We start from the raw sequence: 17,627 nt of genomic DNA, 5'->3' as shown, positions 1-17,627 counted from the left end.
TAATTATTACGGTATATACCGTCTATCGTCGTAAAAGGTCTGTAAGATAATCGTGCTGCGAGTCCGCACGTTGGCGGCGGTGCGGATCCGTTGCAGCAGCTCTTCGAGAGCTCGCGGCGACTCGACCCGCACCAGCAGGATGTAGCTCTCCTCACCGGCCACGGAGTGACACGACTCGATTGCCTCGATGTGTTGCAGGCGAGCCGGCGCATCATCGGGTTGAGACAGATCGAGAGGGGTGATGGCCACGAACGCCGACAGCAGGTGTCCGACCGCCTCGGGGTTGACCCGGGCCGAGTATCCGGTCACCACACCGCGGGATTCCAGCCTGCGCACCCGCGACTGCACCGCCGAGACGGACAAGCCGGCGCTCGCGGCCAACTCCGACAGCGTCGCGCGCCCGTCGGCGACCAGCTCACGCAACAAGATCCGGTCGATATCGTCGAGAGTGTCAGCCATGGCCGGAGACTATCGCAGCGGTGAGCACTGTTGAGCCGCGCGAAAAAGTTGCCGACCTGGCGGCTGCGGGAGCGATTTGCCGCGGGGCTGTCCGCCATGTACGCCCGCGAAGTACCGGCTTACAGCACGCTGCTCGAGGTAAGCGCGCAGGTCAATCGCGAGTATGCCGCGCGCAATCGGGATACTGCTCGGTTGGGGTCGTTGTCGCGGGTGAGTGCCGAACGGCACGGCGCGATCCGGGTCGGCACACCGGCGGAGCTCAACGCCGTGGCCGACCTGTTCTCGGCATTCGGCATGGTCCCGGTTGGCTACTACGACCTGCGAGACGCGGCTTCGCCGGTTCCGGTGATGTCGACCGCATTCCGGCCCGTCGATGCACAAGAGTTGGCGCGCAATCCCTTTCGAGTTTTCACCTCGATGCTGGCGCTTCGCGATCCGCGGTTTTTCGACACCGATCTGCGGGCCCGGGTGCAGACGTTCCTACAGCGCCGCCAGCTGTTCGATCCGGAATTGATCGCCCGCGCCCAGATGATCGCGGCCGATCAGGGCTGCGATGCCGACGAGGCCGACGACTTCGTCGGGCGTGCCGTGGCGGCGTTCGCGCTGTCCCGCGAACCGATCGAGAAGTCCTGGTACGAAGAGCTTTCAAAGGTGTCCGCGGTGGCAGCCGACATCGCCGGCGTCGGCTCCACCCACATCAACCACCTGACGCCGCGAGTGCTCGACATCGATGAGCTGTATCGCCGGATGGCCGCGCGCGGCATCACGATGATCGACACCATCCAGGGACCGCCCCGCTGGGAAGGACCCCAGGTGTTGTTGCGGCAGACGTCGTTTCGCGCACTCGCCGAACCGCGCCGGTTCCGCGACGACGACGGGAGGATCAGCGAGGGCACGCTGCGGGTACGCTTCGGCGAAGTCGAGGCCCGCGGTGTGGCGCTGACGCCGAAGGGCCGTGAGCGGTACGAGGCCGCGATGGCCGCCCCTGACCCGTCGACGGTCTGGGGCCGGTACTTTCCACGGACCGACGACGAGATGGCCGCGCAGGGCCTGGCCTACTACCGCGGCGGCGACGCGGCCAAACCCGTTGTCTACGAGGACTTCTTACCGGCATCGGCGGCCGGCATCTTTCGCTCCAACCTCGATCGCGACGCCGAGACCGGCGCGGAAGCCGACGACTCCGGTTACAGCGTGGAATGGATGGCGCAGGCAATCGGGCGCCACATCCACGACCCGTACGCACTCTACGAAGCCCAGGAGGCGATTGCATGAGACTGCCCACCGCCGAGGAACTGCGCTCCACGGTGAACACGGCGTTAGCGGCAATCGGCGCGTCGGTCACGTTGGGCGAGCCCGGTGAGCCCGGCCTACCGGCGAGCACACCGGTCACCGGTGACGTGCTGTTCACCGTCGAGCAGACCATGCCCGAGGACGTCGATCGAACCATCGCCCATGCCGCCCAAGCGTTTTCGCAGTGGCGGAACACACCCGCCCCGGTGCGCGGCGGATTGGTGGACCGGCTGGGCGAGCTGCTCGACGAGCACAAGCAAGACCTGGCCACGCTGGTCACCATCGAGGCCGGCAAAATCACCTCCGAGGCGCTGGGCGAAGTCCAGGAGATGATCGACGTCTGCCAGTTCGCCGTAGGCCTGTCGCGCCAGCTGTACGGGCGCACGATCGCCTCGGAGCGGCCGGGGCATCGATTGATGGAAACCTGGCATCCACTCGGTGTCGCGGGCGTGATCACCGCGTTCAACTTCCCGGTCGCGGTGTGGGCGTGGAACGCCGCGGTGGCGCTGGTCTGTGGGGACACCGTCGTGTGGAAACCCTCGGAGCTGACCCCGTTGACCGCGCTGGCCTGTCAGGCGCTGATCGATCGGGCCGCCTGTGATGTCAGTGCGCCGCGCGCGGTCAGTGGGCTGATCATCGGTGATCGCGAGGTCGGCGAGCTGCTCGTAGACGACGAGCGGATCGCACTGTTGTCCGCCACCGGCTCGGTGCGCATGGGCCTCGACGTCGGCCCCCGGGTGGCCCGGCGCTTCGGCCGGGCCCTGCTGGAACTCGGCGGCAACAACGCCGCCGTGGTGACACCGTCGGCCGACCTGGAGTTGGCGGTGCGCGCGATCGTGTTCGCCGCCGCCGGAACCGCGGGCCAGCGCTGCACCAGCCTGCGCCGGTTGATCGTGCATCGCTCGATCGCCGACGACGTGATGGGACGGGTCGCCGCGGCGTACAACCAGTTGCCGATCGGTGATCCGTCAGCCGAAGGCACACTGGTGGGGCCCCTCATCCACGAGACGGCCTACCGCGACATGGTGGGCGCATTGGAGCAGGCGCGTGCCGACGGTGGCGAAGTGATCGGCGGTGAGCGCCACGACGTCGGCCACCCCAGCGCCTACTACGTCGCGCCGGCGGTGGTGCGGATGCCGTCGCAGACAGCAATCGTGCACACCGAAACGTTTGCGCCGATCCTCTACCTGATGCCCTACGACGACCTCGATGACGCCATCGCCCTGAATAATGCTGTGCCGCAGGGTCTTTCGTCGGCGATCTTCACCACCGACATGCGGGAGGCGGAGCGCTTCATCGACGGCTCCGATTGCGGCATCGCCAACGTCAACATCGGCACCTCGGGAGCTGAGATCGGCGGCGCGTTCGGCGGCGAGAAACAGACCGGCGGCGGCCGGGAATCCGGCTCGGACGCCTGGAAGGCCTACATGCGACGCGCCACCAACACGATCAACTACTCCAGCGAGTTGCCGCTGGCCCAGGGCGTGCACTTCGGGTGAACGAGCCCGCTACCGGGCGTCGCGGTTTTGGCGGCTTCGGTAGTACGCCCGTCGACGTATATCCGTCAACCAGCCCGGCTCCAGCTGCACGTCGTCCGGTGTGCGGATGGTCGGGTCGAATGCAATGTCGTGCGACGCGTCGCCCGGCAGTGACCGGTTCAGAGTCAGCTGTGCGAGTAGTTCGAACGGCCCTGTGCCGCAAGCCTGATCGATGGCAAATTGAATTCCGCCGTCGTCGATGCGGTTTCTGATGCTGTCCAGCGACAGACCGGGGCCGGGTATCTCCGTGACGAACCGTGCCCGTATCCACCAGTGGTGCTCACCAAACCGATACGGCATCAGACTCGATAAGGAGGCACCGGACCAGGACGTGACCGGACGGATGGCGAACCGGGACAGCAGCCCGGAGCCGGCGGACGCCAACAGCAGATCCCATTCGTCGGCCGAGGACGCTGTGGGCGGCATCTTCCAGGCCAGCCCGATGATGTCAGGCAGCCGACCGGCGGTTCCGACGCCTTTGGAGACTCGACCCACCACCTCACCCGAGGCGATCGGTAGCCCCTGAGCCCTCGGCGCGAGCCTCTCGATCCAGCCTTCGGCAAGTACGCCGACGGGATGGAACACGCGGCGGCGGCGCAATGCAGATCCCCAGCCGATTGGCACCGCGACAATGTCCGAAAGCTTCACGGGCCGCCGTATTCCCCGCAGAGCGCGGAGGGAAACGGCCGCGTCGTGACGGGGCCACGTTATTGACGTTCGCGTAGCTGATAGCAAATTTACATGTACTTGCTGCACATTGGACCCGCGCCAAACATCGGCAAGTAACATCGGGTCCATGCGAACGCCCAGGCGTCGGCTGTCCCCTGACGATCGGCGCGCAGAGTTACTGGCTCTGGGCGCCGAAGTCTTCGGCAAACGACCCTACGACGAGGTCCGTATCGACGAGATCGCCGAGCGGGCCGGGGTGTCGCGCGCGCTGATGTATCACTACTTTCCCGACAAGCGGGCTTTCTTCGCCGCGGTGGTCAAGGGTCAGGCCGATCAGCTCTACGAGACCACCAGCAATCTGCCTGAAACCGGAGGGGAGTCGCTGTTCCGGGAGGTCCGGGCCGGGGTGCTGGCATATATGCAGTATCACAAGCAGCACCCGCACGCCGCATGGGCCGCCTATGTCGGTCTCGGTCGTTCCGACCCGGTGCTTCTCGGCATCGACGACGAAGCCAAAGACCGCCAGATGGAACACATCATGACCCGCATCAAGGAAGTCGATGGCCCCGAGCACGATCTCGATCCCGACGTCGAACGGGAGCTGCGGATCATGGTCCACGGCTGGCTGGCGCTGACCTTCGAGCTATGTCGGCAGCGGATCATGCACCCCTCGATGGACGCGAATCAGCTCGCCGATGGCTGCGCGAACGCGCTGCTGGACATCATCGCCCGGGTTCCCGGGATTCCTGAGCGACTGGCCAAAGCGGTGGCTCCCGAGCAGCGGTGAGCCGCTTGTCGGTGTCCGCATGCACGATGGGTAGGTGACTACCGCTCCCGCTGATCCCCTCGGCCGCTTCAGCACCGTCACCCGCGACTGGTTCGCCGGTACTTTCGCTGCGCCGACGCCAGCGCAGGCCGACGCCTGGGCGGCCATCGCCGATGGCCACAACACGCTGGTCATCGCGCCCACCGGCTCCGGTAAGACACTGGCGGCGTTTCTGTGGGCCATCGACAATCTGCTCGGTAACCACGGGGCCGGCACCAGGGTGCTCTACGTATCGCCGCTGAAGGCGCTGGCGGTCGACGTCGAGCGCAACCTGCGCACCCCGCTGGCCGGGATCGCCCGGATCACTCAGCGCCAGGGCCTGCCCGCGCCGGAGATCAGCGTCGGGGTGCGCTCCGGCGACACTCCCCCGGCGCGGCGTCGACAGCTCATCACCAGTCCGCCCGACGTGTTGATCACCACGCCGGAGTCGTTGTTCTTGATGCTGACCTCGGCGGCTCGCCAGACCCTGACCGGTGTGCAGACGGTGATAGTCGACGAGGTGCATGCCATCGCCGGGACCAAGCGCGGCGCTCATCTGGCGCTGTCGCTGGAGCGGCTTGACGATTTGTTGCCGCGGCCGGCGCAGCGGATAGGGTTGTCGGCCACCGTGCGCCCGCCCGAGGAAGTGGCCCGGTTTTTGTCCGGCAGCGCCCCGACAACGATCGTCGCTCCTCCGGCGGCCAAGACCTTCGAGCTGACCGTGCAGGTGCCGGTGCCGGATATGGCCAATCTGGCGAACAACACCATTTGGCCCGACGTGGAGGCGCAGCTGGTCGACCTGATCGAAGCCCATAATTCGACCATCGTGTTCGCCAACTCACGACGGTTGGCGGAACGGCTTACCGCCCGGCTCAATGAGATCCACGCCGAACGCTGCGGCGTCGAACTGGCGACGGAGGCCAATCCACAGGTCGCCGGCGGCGTCCCGGCACAGTTACTGGCCAGCGGCCAAACGTATTGCGCCCCAACACTGTTGGCTCGCGCCCACCACGGTTCGGTCAGTAAGGAACAGCGCGCCGTGGTCGAAGAAGAACTGAAGAGCGGACGGCTGAAGGCGGTGGTGGCGACCTCAAGCCTCGAGCTTGGCATCGACATGGGCGCGGTCGATCTGGTGATCCAGGTGGAGGCGCCGCCGTCGGTGGCCAGCGGTCTGCAACGCATCGGCCGGGCCGGGCACCAGGTCGGCGAGATTTCCCAGGGGGTGCTCTTTCCCAAGCACCGCACCGACCTGATCGGCTGCGCGGTTGCCGTGCAACGCATGCTCAGCGGTCAGATCGAGACGATGCGGGTGCCCGCCAACCCGCTCGACATCCTCGCGCAGCACACTGTGGCCGCGGCCGCGCTGGAGCCGCTGGACGCCGACCGCTGGTTTGACACCGTGCGGCGCAGTGCCCCGTTTGCGACGCTGCCGCACAGCGCATTCGAGGCAACCCTGGATCTGCTGTCGGGAAAGTATCCCTCCACCGAGTTCGCCGAGCTGCGACCGCGGCTGGTCTACGACCGCGACGCCGGCACCTTGACCGCGCGGCCGGGCGCGCAGCGGCTGGCGGTCACGTCGGGCGGCGCCATCCCGGACCGCGGCCTGTTCACGGTCTACCTGGCGACGGATTCCGAAAAGCCTTCCCGGGTAGGCGAACTCGACGAGGAGATGGTCTACGAGTCCCGCCCCGGCGACGTCATTTCGCTGGGCGCGACCAGTTGGCGGATCACCGACATCACCCATGACCGGGTGCTGGTGCTCCCCGCGCCCGGGCAGCCGGCCCGGTTGCCGTTCTGGCGCGGCGACGATGCCGGACGTCCTGCCGAGCTGGGCCGCGCGGTTGGCGCTTTCACCGGCGAACTCGCCGGCCTGGACCGCGATGCGTTCGAAAAGCGTTGTGCGAGCCTGGGTTTGAACGATTACGCAACGGACAACCTGTGGCGGCTGCTGGACGACCAGCGCGCCGCCACGGCGGTGGTCCCCACCGATACCACGTTGTTGGTGGAACGGTTCCGCGACGAGCTGGGCGACTGGAGGGTGATCCTGCACTCCCCCTACGGGCTGCGGGTGCACGGTCCGCTGGCGCTGGCGGTGAGCCGGCGGCTGCGGGAGCGCTACGGCATCGACGAGAAACCGACCGCCTCCGACGACGGCATCGTGGTGCGGCTGCCGGATGTCGACGCGGCGGACAAGCCTCCCGGCGCGGAGCTGTTCGTGTTCGACGCTGAGGAGATCGACCCGATCGTCACCGCCGAGGTCGGCGGCTCCGCGCTGTTCGCGTCACGGTTCCGGGAATGCTCCGCCCGTGCGCTGCTGCTGCCGCGGCGGCACCCCGGCCGCCGCTCGCCGCTGTGGCACCAGCGTCAGCGCGCCGCCCAACTGCTTGACGTGGCCCGTAAGTACCCGGATTTCCCCATCGTGCTGGAAGCCATCCGGGAGTGCCTGCAGGACGTCTACGACGTGCCGACGCTGGCCGGGCTGATGGGCGACATCGCTGCGCGCAAAGTGCGTGTGCTGGAAGCCGAGACCGCGACACCGTCGCCGTTCGCGGCGTCGCTGCTGTTCGGTTACGTCGGGGCGTTCATGTACGAGGGCGACAGTCCGCTGGCCGAGCGCCGCGCCGCCGCGCTGTCGCTGGACGCCACACTGCTGGCCGAACTGCTCGGCCGCGTGGAGCTGCGCGAACTGCTCGACCCCGACGTCGTTGCCGCCACCGGCCGGCAGCTGCAGCACCTGACGCCCGACCGGGCGGCCCGTGACGCCGAGGCAGTCGCGGATCTGCTGCGACTGCTGGGTCCGCTGACCGAAGACGAGGTCGCCGCTCGAGCCGGCGGAGCCGATGTCGGCGGCTGGCTGGAAGGTCTGCGCGCCGCCAAACGTGCGCTGACGGTCTCCTTCGCCGGACGGAGTTGGTGGGTGGCGGCCGAGGACATCGGGCGCCTGCGCGACGGTGTCGGGGTGGCCGTGCCGGTCGGTGTGCCGGCCAGCTTCACCGCGACCGTCACCGATCCGCTGGGTGAGCTGGTCGGCCGGTATGCCCGCACCCACGCGCCGTTCACCACCGACGATGTGGCCGCCCGGTTCGGGCTGGGCTTGCGGGTAGCCGCCGACGTGCTGGGCCGGCTGGCCGCCGACGGGCGGCTGGTGCGCGGCGATTTCAGCGCGGAGGCGGCCGGCGACCAGTGGTGCGACGCCGACGTGCTGCGGATGCTGCGCCGCCGGTCGCTGGCGGCGCTGCGTGCGCAGGTCGAGCCGGTCAGCACCGCCGCGTATGCGCGGTTCCTGCCGGCGTGGCATCAAGTCGGCTCTCCCACCAACGCGGGGCTCGACGGGTTGGCGTCCGCCATCGATCAGCTCGCCGGCGTGCTGCTGCCGGCCTCGGCGATCGAGCCGTTGGTGCTGGCGCCGCGGGTGCGCGACTACTCGCCGGCCATGCTCGACGAGCTGTTGGCCTCCGGCGAGGTCATCTGGTCGGGAGCCGGTTCGATATCCGGAGCTGACGGCTGGGTGGCCTTTCACACTGCCGACTCCGCGCCGTTGACGCAGGCCGCCCCCGCAGAGATCGAGTTCACCGAGGCCCACCGCGCGATCTTGGACACGCTGGCCGGCGGCGGAGCGTTTTTCTTCCGCCAACTCGCCCACGGCCAGATCACCGAGGCGGCGCTGAAAGCCGCGCTGTGGGAGCTGATTTGGGCCGGCTGGGTCACCGGCGACACGTTTGCGCCGGTACGCGCGATGATCAGCGGCGGCCCGGGTGCACGCGGCCGCGCCACTCCGGCGCATCGACTGGGTCGTGGGGCCCGACGGCCCCCTAGGCTCAGCCGCTACAGCGTCGCGCACGCCCAGACCCGGACCAGCGACCCGACTGTGGCCGGTCGCTGGTCTGCGCTGCCCGCACCCGAACCTGACTCCACACTGCGCGCCCACTATCAGGCCGAACTGCTGCTGAACCGGCACGGTGTGCTGACCCGCGGCGCGGTCGCGGCGGAAGGGGTGCCGGGCGGCTTCGCCACCCTGTACAAGGTGCTGACCGCATTCGAGGACGCCGGGCGCTGCCAACGCGGCTACTTCGTCGAGTCGCTGGGCGGTGCCCAGTTCGCAGTGGCATCAACGGTGGATCGGCTGCGCGGCTACCTCGACGATGTGGACCGGCAGCGACCGGAATACCGGGCGGTGGTGCTGGCCGCGGCCGACCCGGCCAACCCGTACGGCGCGGCACTGCCGTGGCCGTCGGCCGGCGAGGACTCCAGCCATCGGCCCGGCCGTAAGGCCGGCGCGCTCGTCGTCCTGGTGGACGGCGCGCTGGTTTGGTTCCTCGAGCGCGGCGGCCGGTCGCTGCTCAGTTTCACCGACGACTCGGACGCCAACCACGCCGCGGCCGTCGCACTGGCCGACCTGGTTGCGGCAGGGCGCGTCGATTCGCTGCTGGTGGAGCGGGTCAACGGGGTGCCGGCGCTGCAGCTGCACGATTCGCCGGTGCACGCCGCCCTGACCGACGCCGGCTTCGCCCGCACGCCGCGTGGGCTGCGGCTGCGGTAACACCATGCCCGAAGGCGATACCGTCTTTCACACCGCCGCCACGCTGCGCCGGGCGCTGGCCGGAAAGACGCTCACCCGCTGCGATGTCCGGGTGCCCCGGTTCGCCACCGTCGACCTCACCGGGCAAGTCGTCGACGACGTGCTCAGCCGCGGCAAGCACCTGTTCATCCGAGTCCGAGCCGCCAGCATCCACTCGCACCTGAAGATGGACGGCAGCTGGCGGGTGAGCAGCCGATCTGCCGATCACCGGACACGGATCATCCTGGAAGCCGGTGATGTGCGTGTCGTCGGCGTCGACCTCGGCCTGCTGGAAATCCTCGACCGCGCCGACGACCTCAGCGTGGTCGCCCACCTGGGACCCGACCTACTGGGCGACGACTGGGATGCCGGCGTCGCAACCAGAAACCTTTCCGCCGATCCCGACCGCCCCATCGGCGAGGCGCTGCTGGATCAGCGGGTGATGGCCGGGATTGGCAATGTCTATTGCAACGAATTGTGTTTTGTCAGCGGGTATCTCCCGACTACGCCGGTCGGCAAGGTCGGTGATCCGCTGCGGCTCGTCAGCCGCGCCCGGGATATGTTGTGGGCCAACAAATCCCGCTGGAACAGGTGCACCACCGGCGACACCCGGCCCGGCCGGCAATTGTGGGTCTATGGACGCGCCGGGCAAGCGTGCCGTCGCTGCGGCACCCTGATCGCGTCGGACAACACCGGTGAGCGGGTGGCGTACTGGTGCCCGGCCTGCCAACGCTGAGTTAACGACCGCATTGCGCGGACCTCGGCATGCAATGATCGCAATGTGCGGTCGGCCAGCCCTGTGCGATCACCGCTGACCGGCCTTGTCCTGGCGGTCGCGCTATTTGGCCTTGTGGAAGTAGCAGCCCCGAGCGCGGACGCCGACGCGGTCGACAACAATTTCTTGGCAGCGCTGAAATCCAAAGGCATCAACTTCGCGTCCGGGCAATCCGCGATCATTGCCGGCCATGAGGTCTGCGACGAACTCGATCTCGGTAGGCAACCGTCCGACGTCGCATCCGATGTGACGAAAAACAGCAATCTGGACGACTACCACGCCGGCTTCTTCGTCGGGGTCAGCATTGCTGCGTTCTGCCCGAGGCACAGCTCCTAGACATGCCGAATTATCTTCGAGTGGCCCGCGGGAGTCCCGATGCCTGGCTATTCGATGACGTTGCTGGTTTGGGACTGGTCTGGGATCCGACGAGCGGTGCGATTGACCAGGCCTCGGCTACGGCGAGTTTTCGACAAGACGATTTTAGGCTTCGCGTGTAAAACCGCATGGCCGATTTCCCGCACTTGAATCCGTAACAGCACAAGCGATCTCGCGAGCTCAAACATCAAACGTCACAAGATGAATGATGTCACAAAAACTCAGGGGGACCCAATTACACCCGCGGTTACCACCGCAACGTTGCGGTAACGACTGAGCGAAATATCAGTGCGACAGGTATCGGGTTGGTAGCGCCGCCGGTTATGCGTCACCCCGCCAGACGAATTCGCACGGCAACCAGTGCGGCTCCGTGAAAGGACCGGTGTCGTCGCGGGCGATGGGCAGCCGCAAGTTGGGCGGATACTCGGAAGGTCTGAGATGTATGGCCCGCTCGATTCGGACATTGGGATGACGGCGCAACCGCTCGGCGACCATCCAGAACAAACTCGACATGCCGACCCACGCGATTAAACATGTGTTCTGCCTGTAGATGTATGGCAGCTCTCCGGAGGTCGGGTAGCCATGGGATTTGAGCACGCCAGCCAAGTCGTCGAACGCGAGATAGCGGCGCTCCTTGAGCAACCGCAGAGCCAGGTTGAAGGCGGCAGGAAGGTCGTCGGACGGCGGCGGTGTTGTGGTGGACTCACTCATCCGTTGTTCTCCGCTGGCTAAGCAGCCGAAGCGTACGACAGTTGTGCGAACGCCCGGTGAACTCGCGAACGCTATCGGTCGGCCTTCTTAGCGTTGGTTGCGTGCAGATCACCGAGGATCAGTTTCAGAAATTCAGCAGCCACCTTGTCACCTGGCATGGGGCGCGGGCGCCGCAGGTTCTCATCTTCACCGTGGCCGCGCTGTTGGCGGACCCGGACGGCATCAAAGAGTCGCTGTGCTCCTACCAGCCAGGCCCTGACAGGACGGTGTGGATTGCTCACCTGCTGACCGGCGGGGCGCTGATCGTGGTCCACCTCGAGGTCGACGCTGAGCAGTATGACCGTCAGGCGGAATACCGGTACCAAGTGGGCGGCAATGCGCAGAATGCGCCCGGCTGCCAGATCAAGCAGGCATGGGCCCGACCGCTGGCCGATGTCACGTCCTACCAAGTCGACATCCAAGCGGTGCTCGGCTCCGATTGGTTCGGTGCTCGCGTGCAGCTGACGTTCTCCAACGCCCACGAGCCGGTCTCGCTACCGGCTCAACCATTCGACGGCGATCAGGAGGAGCGGGAGCGGTCGGACAACTTCCTAGAGGTGTTGCGCGATTCGATTAGCTGGCTGGGGTAATCCGGGTGGCTGACCTAGTCGACGGAAATGCGCCGCTTCGTCCGCAAGGCGGCCATCTGAGCTGTGGCCGCGCCCGCTGCGTGTCGTCTGCGGGCGTTCTCCCCCGTTGACCTAGCCAACTCCTCCCCCGCGCGGCGCTCTACCAGCGATGGAACGAACTCGCGCACCGTGCTCCGTTTGAACCGCGCATACACGCGCTGGACTACCGCTGCGACGTGATCGTGCGGAAATTCCGCGTACTTTTGGGCGAGCCGACGCTGTACCGCATCGATCTGTGCCCGCTCTTCTTGAGGCACGCCCGCCACCATAATCACGGCGCGGGGTACGTGCTGGCGTTATGTGATATTGCTGGCTGGTGCTCATCCCGCCGATGGCGGTCGGGGCATCACCGTCCCCTTGAGCTCGGCGCCGATTGCAATGTCGTCGTACTTCTGTTGCTTCCGTTTGCGCCACCCGCTGCCTGCCGAAATCGGCGGCGGCATTATCGGCGGCAAAAAGGGCAATCCGGATTCGCTCGCGGGGAGCGGCGACGCCGCGGACGCAAGTTGCACGGGCGCTTGCGAAGCGGGCAATAGTCCCACTACAGCAGGGGGTGCGGTCAGCTTGCCCATCGATACTCCAACACCTATTGCCGCCGTGGGCTCTGCTGAGAGTCCGGCAGCACCTAACGCACCCAACCCTCCGGGCGGTGCCAGGGCCGCCTCCCCCTCCGCCAAGCCCTGGCCGATTTGGCTGCCCACAGTCTGGAGTGCCTGGGCCGAAGAGTTCTGCGCCAGATAGCTGAGAAGGTTGATGGGAAATCCTGACGAGACGAACTGGTTGGCATAGGTGTTTGCCAGTCCAAACCAGCCGCTGTTCGGATCGAAGCTCGACATCGCCGCCAATGTCGAAGCCGCCGAAGAGGACCCCGCGGCAGCTGGCACCGCGGTCGTGGTGGCGGCGGACACCGCGCTGGCTTGCGCGGCCAGCCCTGTGGGATTGGTAACTAAGGGCGGCGACACGAACTGAGGCAGCGTCGTGGCTTGTGCCGAGGCAGCCTGGTAGCGACTCATCGCCGCCGAGTTGTTCGCCCACATGTCCTGGTATTGGTCTTCGGTTTCAGCGATAGCCGGAAGGTTGCTCCAGAACCGGTTGGTGGCCAACAACTGCGCCAGTCGTGCCCTATTGGCGGTCACTTGTGCGGTGGGAACCACGGCGGCACGGACGGAATTGAACGCCGCGGTGGCGGCTTGTGCCGAAGACGCCATCTGCTGACACTGCTGCGCAGTGCTGCGCAGCCAAGACAGATAGGGCTCAGCAGCCTGGGCCATCGCCACCGACGACGGACCATGCCACGCCTCGGTCAGTGACGACAATTCGGCGACATAGTTTTCAGCAGATTCTTCCAGGGTGGTGCCGAGCTGTTGCCATGCCTCGGAGGCCTCGATCAGTGATTCCGCACCGGGTCCCGAGTGGATCAGCGCAGAGGTTACCTCGGGGGCCACGGTAATGAACTCCATGACGCCGAACATCGACTACCGTGGGAAAACCTTTGGAACACCGCGTTGACTAAGTTGAAAAAAGCCCTGGAACATTGAGCATCGACGCTGCCATCGGGCCGACCTCAGCTCACGAGATGGCGTTGACCGCGGTCGTCAATCGCGACTTGAACTCGTCCGGAATGGGGATGTATCCGTGTTCGGCCAGACCGTTCTGGCCGGCACCAATCGAGCTTTGCAGGAACGCCTTTACGGCCATACCAACCTGCGAATCGGGATACCTCGAGCACACGATTTCGTAGGTCGCGAGCACGATCGGGTAGGAACCGGGCTGATTTGGCCGGTAAAACGAGATGGTGTCGAGGGCGAGGTCGTTGCCCTGCCTCATAAACCAGGCAGCGGAAATCGTCTTTCCCACCGACTCCGGGCTGATCGCTACCGGGTCTGGACCGGCCGACGTGACGACCTTGGCCATGCTCAGGTGTTGCTTTTGCGCAAACGACCATTCGAGATAGGTGATCGACCCTTCGGTGTTTTTGACGGCCGCGGCTGCGCCGTCGTTGCCGAGGGCGCCCTCACCAACACCGCCGTTGAACGTCTTCCCGGCCCCATTGCCCCACGCGCCGTTCGACGCGGTATCGAGATACCTCTGGAAATTGTCTGTGGTTCCGGACTCGTCGCTGCGGAACACAACACGAATCGGCTCAGCAGGCAAGGTGACACCTAAGTTCAGGACCTGGATCGCGGCATCGTTCCAGCTAGTAATTTGGCCGTTGAAGATCTGGGCTGCCGCCGGACCGTCGAGGTTCAACGAGGTCAGACCGTTAACGTGGTAGGCGAGGCCGATGGGGCCGAACACCAGCGGCAGGTTCCACACGGGCGAGCCGCACCGCTGGTCCGCCTTGGTGTACTCGTCCTTGCTCAGCGGTGAGTCGGAGCCACCGAAATCGGATTGCTTCCCCACAAATTGGCTAATCCCCGCGCCGGAACCAGCGGCCGTGTAATTCAAGGACTGCCCGGGGCAGGCTTGTTCGAAAACCTTTACAAATCGAGTCATTGCGTTTTCCTGGGCGGTGGAACCACTGGCCTTCAGAGTCGGCTTGCCCCCACAGGTCACCTTCGCCGAGGCTGCGCCGGTCGTTGTGCTTCCTCCAGTGACATTGTTGTCACCGCTACACGCCGACAACATCGCTGCAGCGGTGGCCAGAATACTCAGCGCAGCCCCAAATCGATTGATTTTCAATCCGATTCCCTTAACGCTAGGTCGCTGCCGACGTTGCCATGATGCATGTTAAGTGCGGCCAGACATCGCTGGACATCGCTGGATTCACAATTTCAGCCACAGTTTCCGACCCGTTCACGGTCGCGGTGTTCCAGGCAAGGTGCCGTGTCGTGCCAGCGCTAGGCACCGTGGGACACGTACCGTGGAATAGCAGCGACCCCCCGGTTGTTGGCAGGGCTAGTGATCTGGGTCGCATTTTCGGTGCGGATTGAGCCGACGACGGCCTCCCGATCGTTCAATGAATAAGGCCCGGACTAGCGAAGGACGGACAACGTGGAAGCTCTGCAGGACTTTGTCAGCACGCGGCTCGCCGATCTGCCCACCGTTGGCCGCCTGAACGATCACGCACGTCACGCTCTTCGCGCGGTCACCCGCGCCGCGGGGTCACGGCGAAGCACGCCGAGGGCTCGCCAGGATCTGCCGCTAATCCAGCCGGGCGTCGAGCGCTGCTGACGACAGCTGCCGGCGACTCACGAATTGCCGGCGGGCCCCGCTCACCGGATCGTCGAACTCGATGCTGTGCGCGAGCAGCTGCAACGGCGTGCTGAAGTCATCGACGGGCACGTCGATCACGTTGGGATACAACGGGTCTCCCTGAATCGGCAGGCCCAGCGCAGCCATGTGGACCCGCAGCTGGTGAGTGCGTCCGGTCCGTGGTGTCAGCCGGTACAGTCCGTCTGCCGACGCCAGCTCTACCAATGTCTCGGCGTTGGGTTCGCCCGGCTCACAGACGGCCTGCAATCGGCCGCGGCGCTTGACGATGCGGCTGCGCACCACGCGCGGCAATACCAAATCCGGTGTGACCGCGGCCCGCGCCAGATACGTTTTGTGCACCGCGCCACGGGCGAACAGGGTCTGGTAGGCCCCACGCAGCTCGCGGCGGGTGGTGAACAGCAGCACCCCCGCGGTCAACCGGTCCAGCCGATGCGCCGGCGAGAGCTCGGGCAGCCCGAGGTCTCGGCGCAGGCGCACCAGCGCGGTCTGCGCGACGTGCCGGCCCCGCGGCATGGTGGCCAAAAAGTGCGGCTTGTCGGCAACCACGATGTCGTCGTCGCGATAGAGCACCGGGATGTCGAACGGCACCGGCACCTCGTCGGGCAGGTCGCGGTAGAGGTAGACACACGAACCGGCCGGCAGCGCTGTCGTCTCGTCAACCGGCGTGCCGTCGGCCACGACGACCTCCCGGGCCTGCATGCCGAACCGGGCGTTCAACTCGGCCAGCACCGGTCCGCCGCGCACCCGCAGCCGCGCCGGGCCCAGTCCGTCGCGCACCGGCAAGGGCGCCGGTCTCACGGCTCGCTCAATTCAGTGGCACCGGCTCGAGGATCTCGGCGCGCGCCTCCGGGGCGCTGGCCCGAAGCGCGTCCGCCGACGCGTCGTCGGGCTGGGTCTGCGACAGCACTTCGGCCTCCACCCGCGCGGTGTAGGTCTTGACCTCCCGATCGATGTCGGCGGCGGTCCAGCCCAGCACCGGCGCGACGACTTCGGCCACCTCGCGTGCGCAGTCGACGCCTCGGTGCGGATACTCGATCGAGATCCGCATCCGGCGAGCCAGGATGTCCTCGAGATGCAGGGCGCCCTCGGCGGCCGCGGCGTACGCGGCTTCCACCTTCAGGTAGACCGGTGCCGCAGTGATCGGGTTCAGCAGGTCCGGACGGTCGTCGGCCAGCGCCAGCACCTCGCTGATCAGCGAGCCGTAGCGGTCCAGCAGGTGACGCACCCGGTAGGGATGCAGGCCTCGCGTCGCCCCGACGTGTTCGGTCTGGTTGATCAACGCGAAATAGCCGTCGGCGCCCAGCAGCCGCACCTTCTCGGTAATGGACGGCGCCACTCGAGCTGGAACGTATTGTGCCGCACTGTCTATCGCATCGGCCGCCATCACCCGGTAGGTGGTGTACTTGCCGCCGGCGATGGCGACCAATCCCGGGGCGGGCACCGCCACCGCGTGTTCCCGCGACAGCTTCGAGGTTTCGTCGCTCTCTCCGGCCAGCAGCGGACGCAGCCCGGCGTACACCCCGTCGATATCGGCGTGGGTCAGCGGGGTGGTCAGCACGGTGTTGACGGTGCCGAGGATGTAGTCGATGTCGGCCTTGGTGGCGGCGGGATGGGCCAGGTCGAGGTTCCAGTCGGTGTCGGTGGTCCCGATGATCCAGTGGCTGCCCCACGGGATGACGAACATCACCGACTTCTCGGTCCGCAGGATGATCGCGACGTCGCTGACGATGCGGTCACGCGGCACGACCACGTGCACGCCTTTGGAGGCGCGCACTTGAAACCGCCCGCGCTGCTTGGACAATGCCTGGATCTCGTCGGTCCACACCCCGGTCGCGTTGACCACGACATGGCCGTGCACGTCGGTGACGGTGCCGTCCTCGGAATCGCGGACTTGCACGCCGGTCACCCGGTCGCCTTCACGCAGCAGCGAGATCACCTGGGTGGACGAGCGCACCACCGCGCCGTAATGGGCGGCGGTCCGCGCGACGGTCATGGTGTGCCGGGCGTCGTCGACAACGGTGTCGTAGTAACGGATGCCACCGATCAGCGAAGTGCGCTTCAGGCCGGGGCAGAGCCGCAGCGCACCAGCGCGGGTGAAATGCCGTTGTGCCGGAACGGATTTCGCGCCACCAAGCTGGTCGTAAAGGAAGATGCCGGCTGCGACGTACGGCCGTTCCCACCACCGCTTGGTCAGCGGGTAGAGAAAGGGCAACGGCTTGACCAGATGCGGCGCCAACGTGGTCAGCGACAGTTCGCGCTCGTAGAGCGCCTCGCGCACGAGGCCGAATTCCAGCTGCTCGAGATAGCGCAGCCCGCCGTGGAACATCTTCGACGAGCGGCTCGAGGTGCCGGAGGCGAAGTCGCGCGCCTCGACCATCGCCACCTTCAACCCGCGGGTGGCGGCATCCAGCGCGCAACCGGAGCCCACCACGCCACCACCGATGACCACCACGTCGAACTGCTCGGCGCCGAGTCGCTCCCAGGCCGAGGCGCGTTGCTGTGGCCCCAGCGATGAGGCCGGCCAGAACTGATCGTTCACGGCGCTGGACTCCTGTTACTCGTC

The 17,627-nt window shown here is 66.5% G+C and carries 15 protein-coding genes; 7 read left to right on the top strand and 8 right to left on the bottom strand.

Annotation, left to right across the window (positions count from 1 at the left end):
• Positions 1–6: 6 nt before the first annotated feature.
• Positions 7–459: an Lrp/AsnC family transcriptional regulator gene (locus AWC06_RS14230; RefSeq protein WP_085198593.1), complete on the bottom strand. Its 453-nt coding sequence runs from the start codon at positions 457–459 to the stop codon at positions 7–9.
• 30 nt (positions 460–489) lie between these two features.
• Between AWC06_RS14230 and hglS the strand changes: the two genes are divergently transcribed.
• Both hglS and amaB read left to right on the top strand, forming a co-directional pair.
• Complete coding sequence (gene hglS / locus AWC06_RS14225) at positions 490–1,731, top strand: 2-oxoadipate dioxygenase/decarboxylase (RefSeq protein ID WP_085198591.1); 1,242 nt, start codon at positions 490–492, stop codon at positions 1,729–1,731.
• Positions 1,728–3,248 carry an L-piperidine-6-carboxylate dehydrogenase gene (gene amaB, locus AWC06_RS14220; RefSeq protein WP_085198589.1) on the top strand — a complete coding sequence of 507 codons (1,521 nt, stop codon included), beginning with the start codon at positions 1,728–1,730 and terminating at the stop codon, positions 3,246–3,248. The genes hglS and amaB overlap by 4 nt, the downstream gene beginning before the upstream one ends.
• A 9-nt stretch (positions 3,249–3,257) precedes the next feature.
• Here the strand turns inward: amaB and AWC06_RS14215 are convergent, their stop codons facing one another.
• Positions 3,258–3,935, bottom strand: coding sequence for a phosphodiesterase (locus tag AWC06_RS14215; RefSeq protein WP_211281966.1), 678 nt, complete (start codon positions 3,933–3,935; stop codon positions 3,258–3,260).
• Between the two features lie 148 nt (positions 3,936–4,083).
• Between AWC06_RS14215 and AWC06_RS14210 the strand changes: the two genes are divergently transcribed.
• The 4 genes from AWC06_RS14210 to AWC06_RS14195 are packed head-to-tail and all read left to right on the top strand — an operon-like array spanning position 4,084 to position 10,430.
• The gene (locus tag AWC06_RS14210; protein WP_085198587.1) at positions 4,084–4,743 is read left to right on the top strand and encodes a TetR/AcrR family transcriptional regulator; all 660 of its coding nucleotides are present in this window, start codon (positions 4,084–4,086) and stop codon (positions 4,741–4,743) included.
• A 34-nt stretch (positions 4,744–4,777) separates the two neighbouring features.
• A complete protein-coding gene (locus tag AWC06_RS14205; protein ID WP_085198585.1) occupies positions 4,778–9,301 on the top strand; it encodes an ATP-dependent helicase in 4,524 nt (1,507 codons plus the stop codon).
• Positions 9,302–9,305: 4 nt separating this feature from the next.
• Positions 9,306–10,055 (top strand): endonuclease VIII Nei2, encoded by a 750-nt coding sequence (gene nei2, locus AWC06_RS14200; protein WP_085198670.1) that lies wholly within the window; start codon positions 9,306–9,308, stop codon positions 10,053–10,055.
• Between the two features lie 45 nt (positions 10,056–10,100).
• A complete protein-coding gene (locus AWC06_RS14195; protein ID WP_227370977.1) occupies positions 10,101–10,430 on the top strand; it encodes a DUF732 domain-containing protein in 330 nt (109 codons plus the stop codon).
• Positions 10,431–10,790: 360 nt separating this feature from the next.
• On the opposite strand, the gene AWC06_RS14190 is transcribed toward AWC06_RS14195, so the two are convergent.
• Complete coding sequence (locus AWC06_RS14190; RefSeq protein WP_085198581.1) at positions 10,791–11,180, bottom strand: hypothetical protein; 390 nt, start codon at positions 11,178–11,180, stop codon at positions 10,791–10,793.
• A 101-nt stretch (positions 11,181–11,281) separates the two neighbouring features.
• Here AWC06_RS14190 and AWC06_RS14185 point away from each other — a divergent pair, with 101 nt between their 5' ends.
• Positions 11,282–11,809 (top strand): hypothetical protein, encoded by a 528-nt coding sequence (locus AWC06_RS14185; RefSeq protein ID WP_085198579.1) that lies wholly within the window; start codon positions 11,282–11,284, stop codon positions 11,807–11,809.
• A gap of 14 nt (positions 11,810–11,823) precedes the next feature.
• Here AWC06_RS14185 and AWC06_RS14180 read toward each other — a convergent pair whose 3' ends face one another.
• The 5 genes from AWC06_RS14180 to AWC06_RS14160 all read right to left on the bottom strand — a co-directional run bounded on the left by AWC06_RS14180 (position 11,824) and on the right by AWC06_RS14160 (position 17,603).
• Entirely contained in the window at positions 11,824–12,105 is a 282-nt protein-coding gene (locus AWC06_RS14180; RefSeq protein ID WP_244899092.1) for a three-helix bundle dimerization domain-containing protein, read from the bottom strand.
• A gap of 63 nt (positions 12,106–12,168) precedes the next feature.
• Positions 12,169–13,308 carry a PPE family protein gene (locus AWC06_RS14175; RefSeq protein ID WP_085198669.1) on the bottom strand — a complete coding sequence of 380 codons (1,140 nt, stop codon included), beginning with the start codon at positions 13,306–13,308 and terminating at the stop codon, positions 12,169–12,171.
• A gap of 109 nt (positions 13,309–13,417) precedes the next feature.
• Positions 13,418–14,530 (bottom strand): phosphate ABC transporter substrate-binding protein PstS, encoded by a 1,113-nt coding sequence (pstS, locus tag AWC06_RS14170; protein ID WP_085198577.1) that lies wholly within the window; start codon positions 14,528–14,530, stop codon positions 13,418–13,420.
• Between the two features lie 462 nt (positions 14,531–14,992).
• On the bottom strand, positions 14,993–15,874 hold the full coding sequence (locus AWC06_RS14165; protein WP_227370982.1) for a pseudouridine synthase: 882 nt from the start codon (positions 15,872–15,874) through the stop codon (positions 14,993–14,995).
• On the bottom strand, positions 15,870–17,603 hold the full coding sequence (locus tag AWC06_RS14160) for a glycerol-3-phosphate dehydrogenase/oxidase (RefSeq protein WP_085198573.1): 1,734 nt from the start codon (positions 17,601–17,603) through the stop codon (positions 15,870–15,872). The genes AWC06_RS14165 and AWC06_RS14160 overlap by 5 nt, the downstream gene beginning before the upstream one ends.
• Between the last annotated feature and the right edge of the window lie 24 nt (positions 17,604–17,627).

This window comes from Mycobacterium fragae (assembly GCF_002102185.1).
GTDB lineage: Bacteria > Actinomycetota > Actinomycetes > Mycobacteriales > Mycobacteriaceae > Mycobacterium > Mycobacterium fragae.
Note: the sequence above shows the minus strand (reverse complement) of the source record. Positions and strands in the feature narration are given on the sequence as shown.

Excerpts from the sequence above, each read along its gene's own strand:
- AWC06_RS14175 (WP_085198669.1), bottom strand. The coding sequence starts at position 13,308 with ATGGAGTTCATTACCGTGGCCCCCGAGGTAACCTCTGCGCTGATCCAC.
- AWC06_RS14230 (WP_085198593.1), bottom strand. The coding sequence starts at position 459 with ATGGCTGACACTCTCGACGATATCGACCGGATCTTGTTGCGTGAGCTG.
- nei2 (WP_085198670.1), top strand. The coding sequence starts at position 9,306 with ATGCCCGAAGGCGATACCGTCTTTCACACCGCCGCCACGCTGCGCCGG.
- AWC06_RS14210 (WP_085198587.1), top strand. The coding sequence starts at position 4,084 with ATGCGAACGCCCAGGCGTCGGCTGTCCCCTGACGATCGGCGCGCAGAG.
- AWC06_RS14190 (WP_085198581.1), bottom strand. The coding sequence starts at position 11,180 with ATGAGTGAGTCCACCACAACACCGCCGCCGTCCGACGACCTTCCTGCC.
- amaB (WP_085198589.1), top strand. The coding sequence starts at position 1,728 with ATGAGACTGCCCACCGCCGAGGAACTGCGCTCCACGGTGAACACGGCG.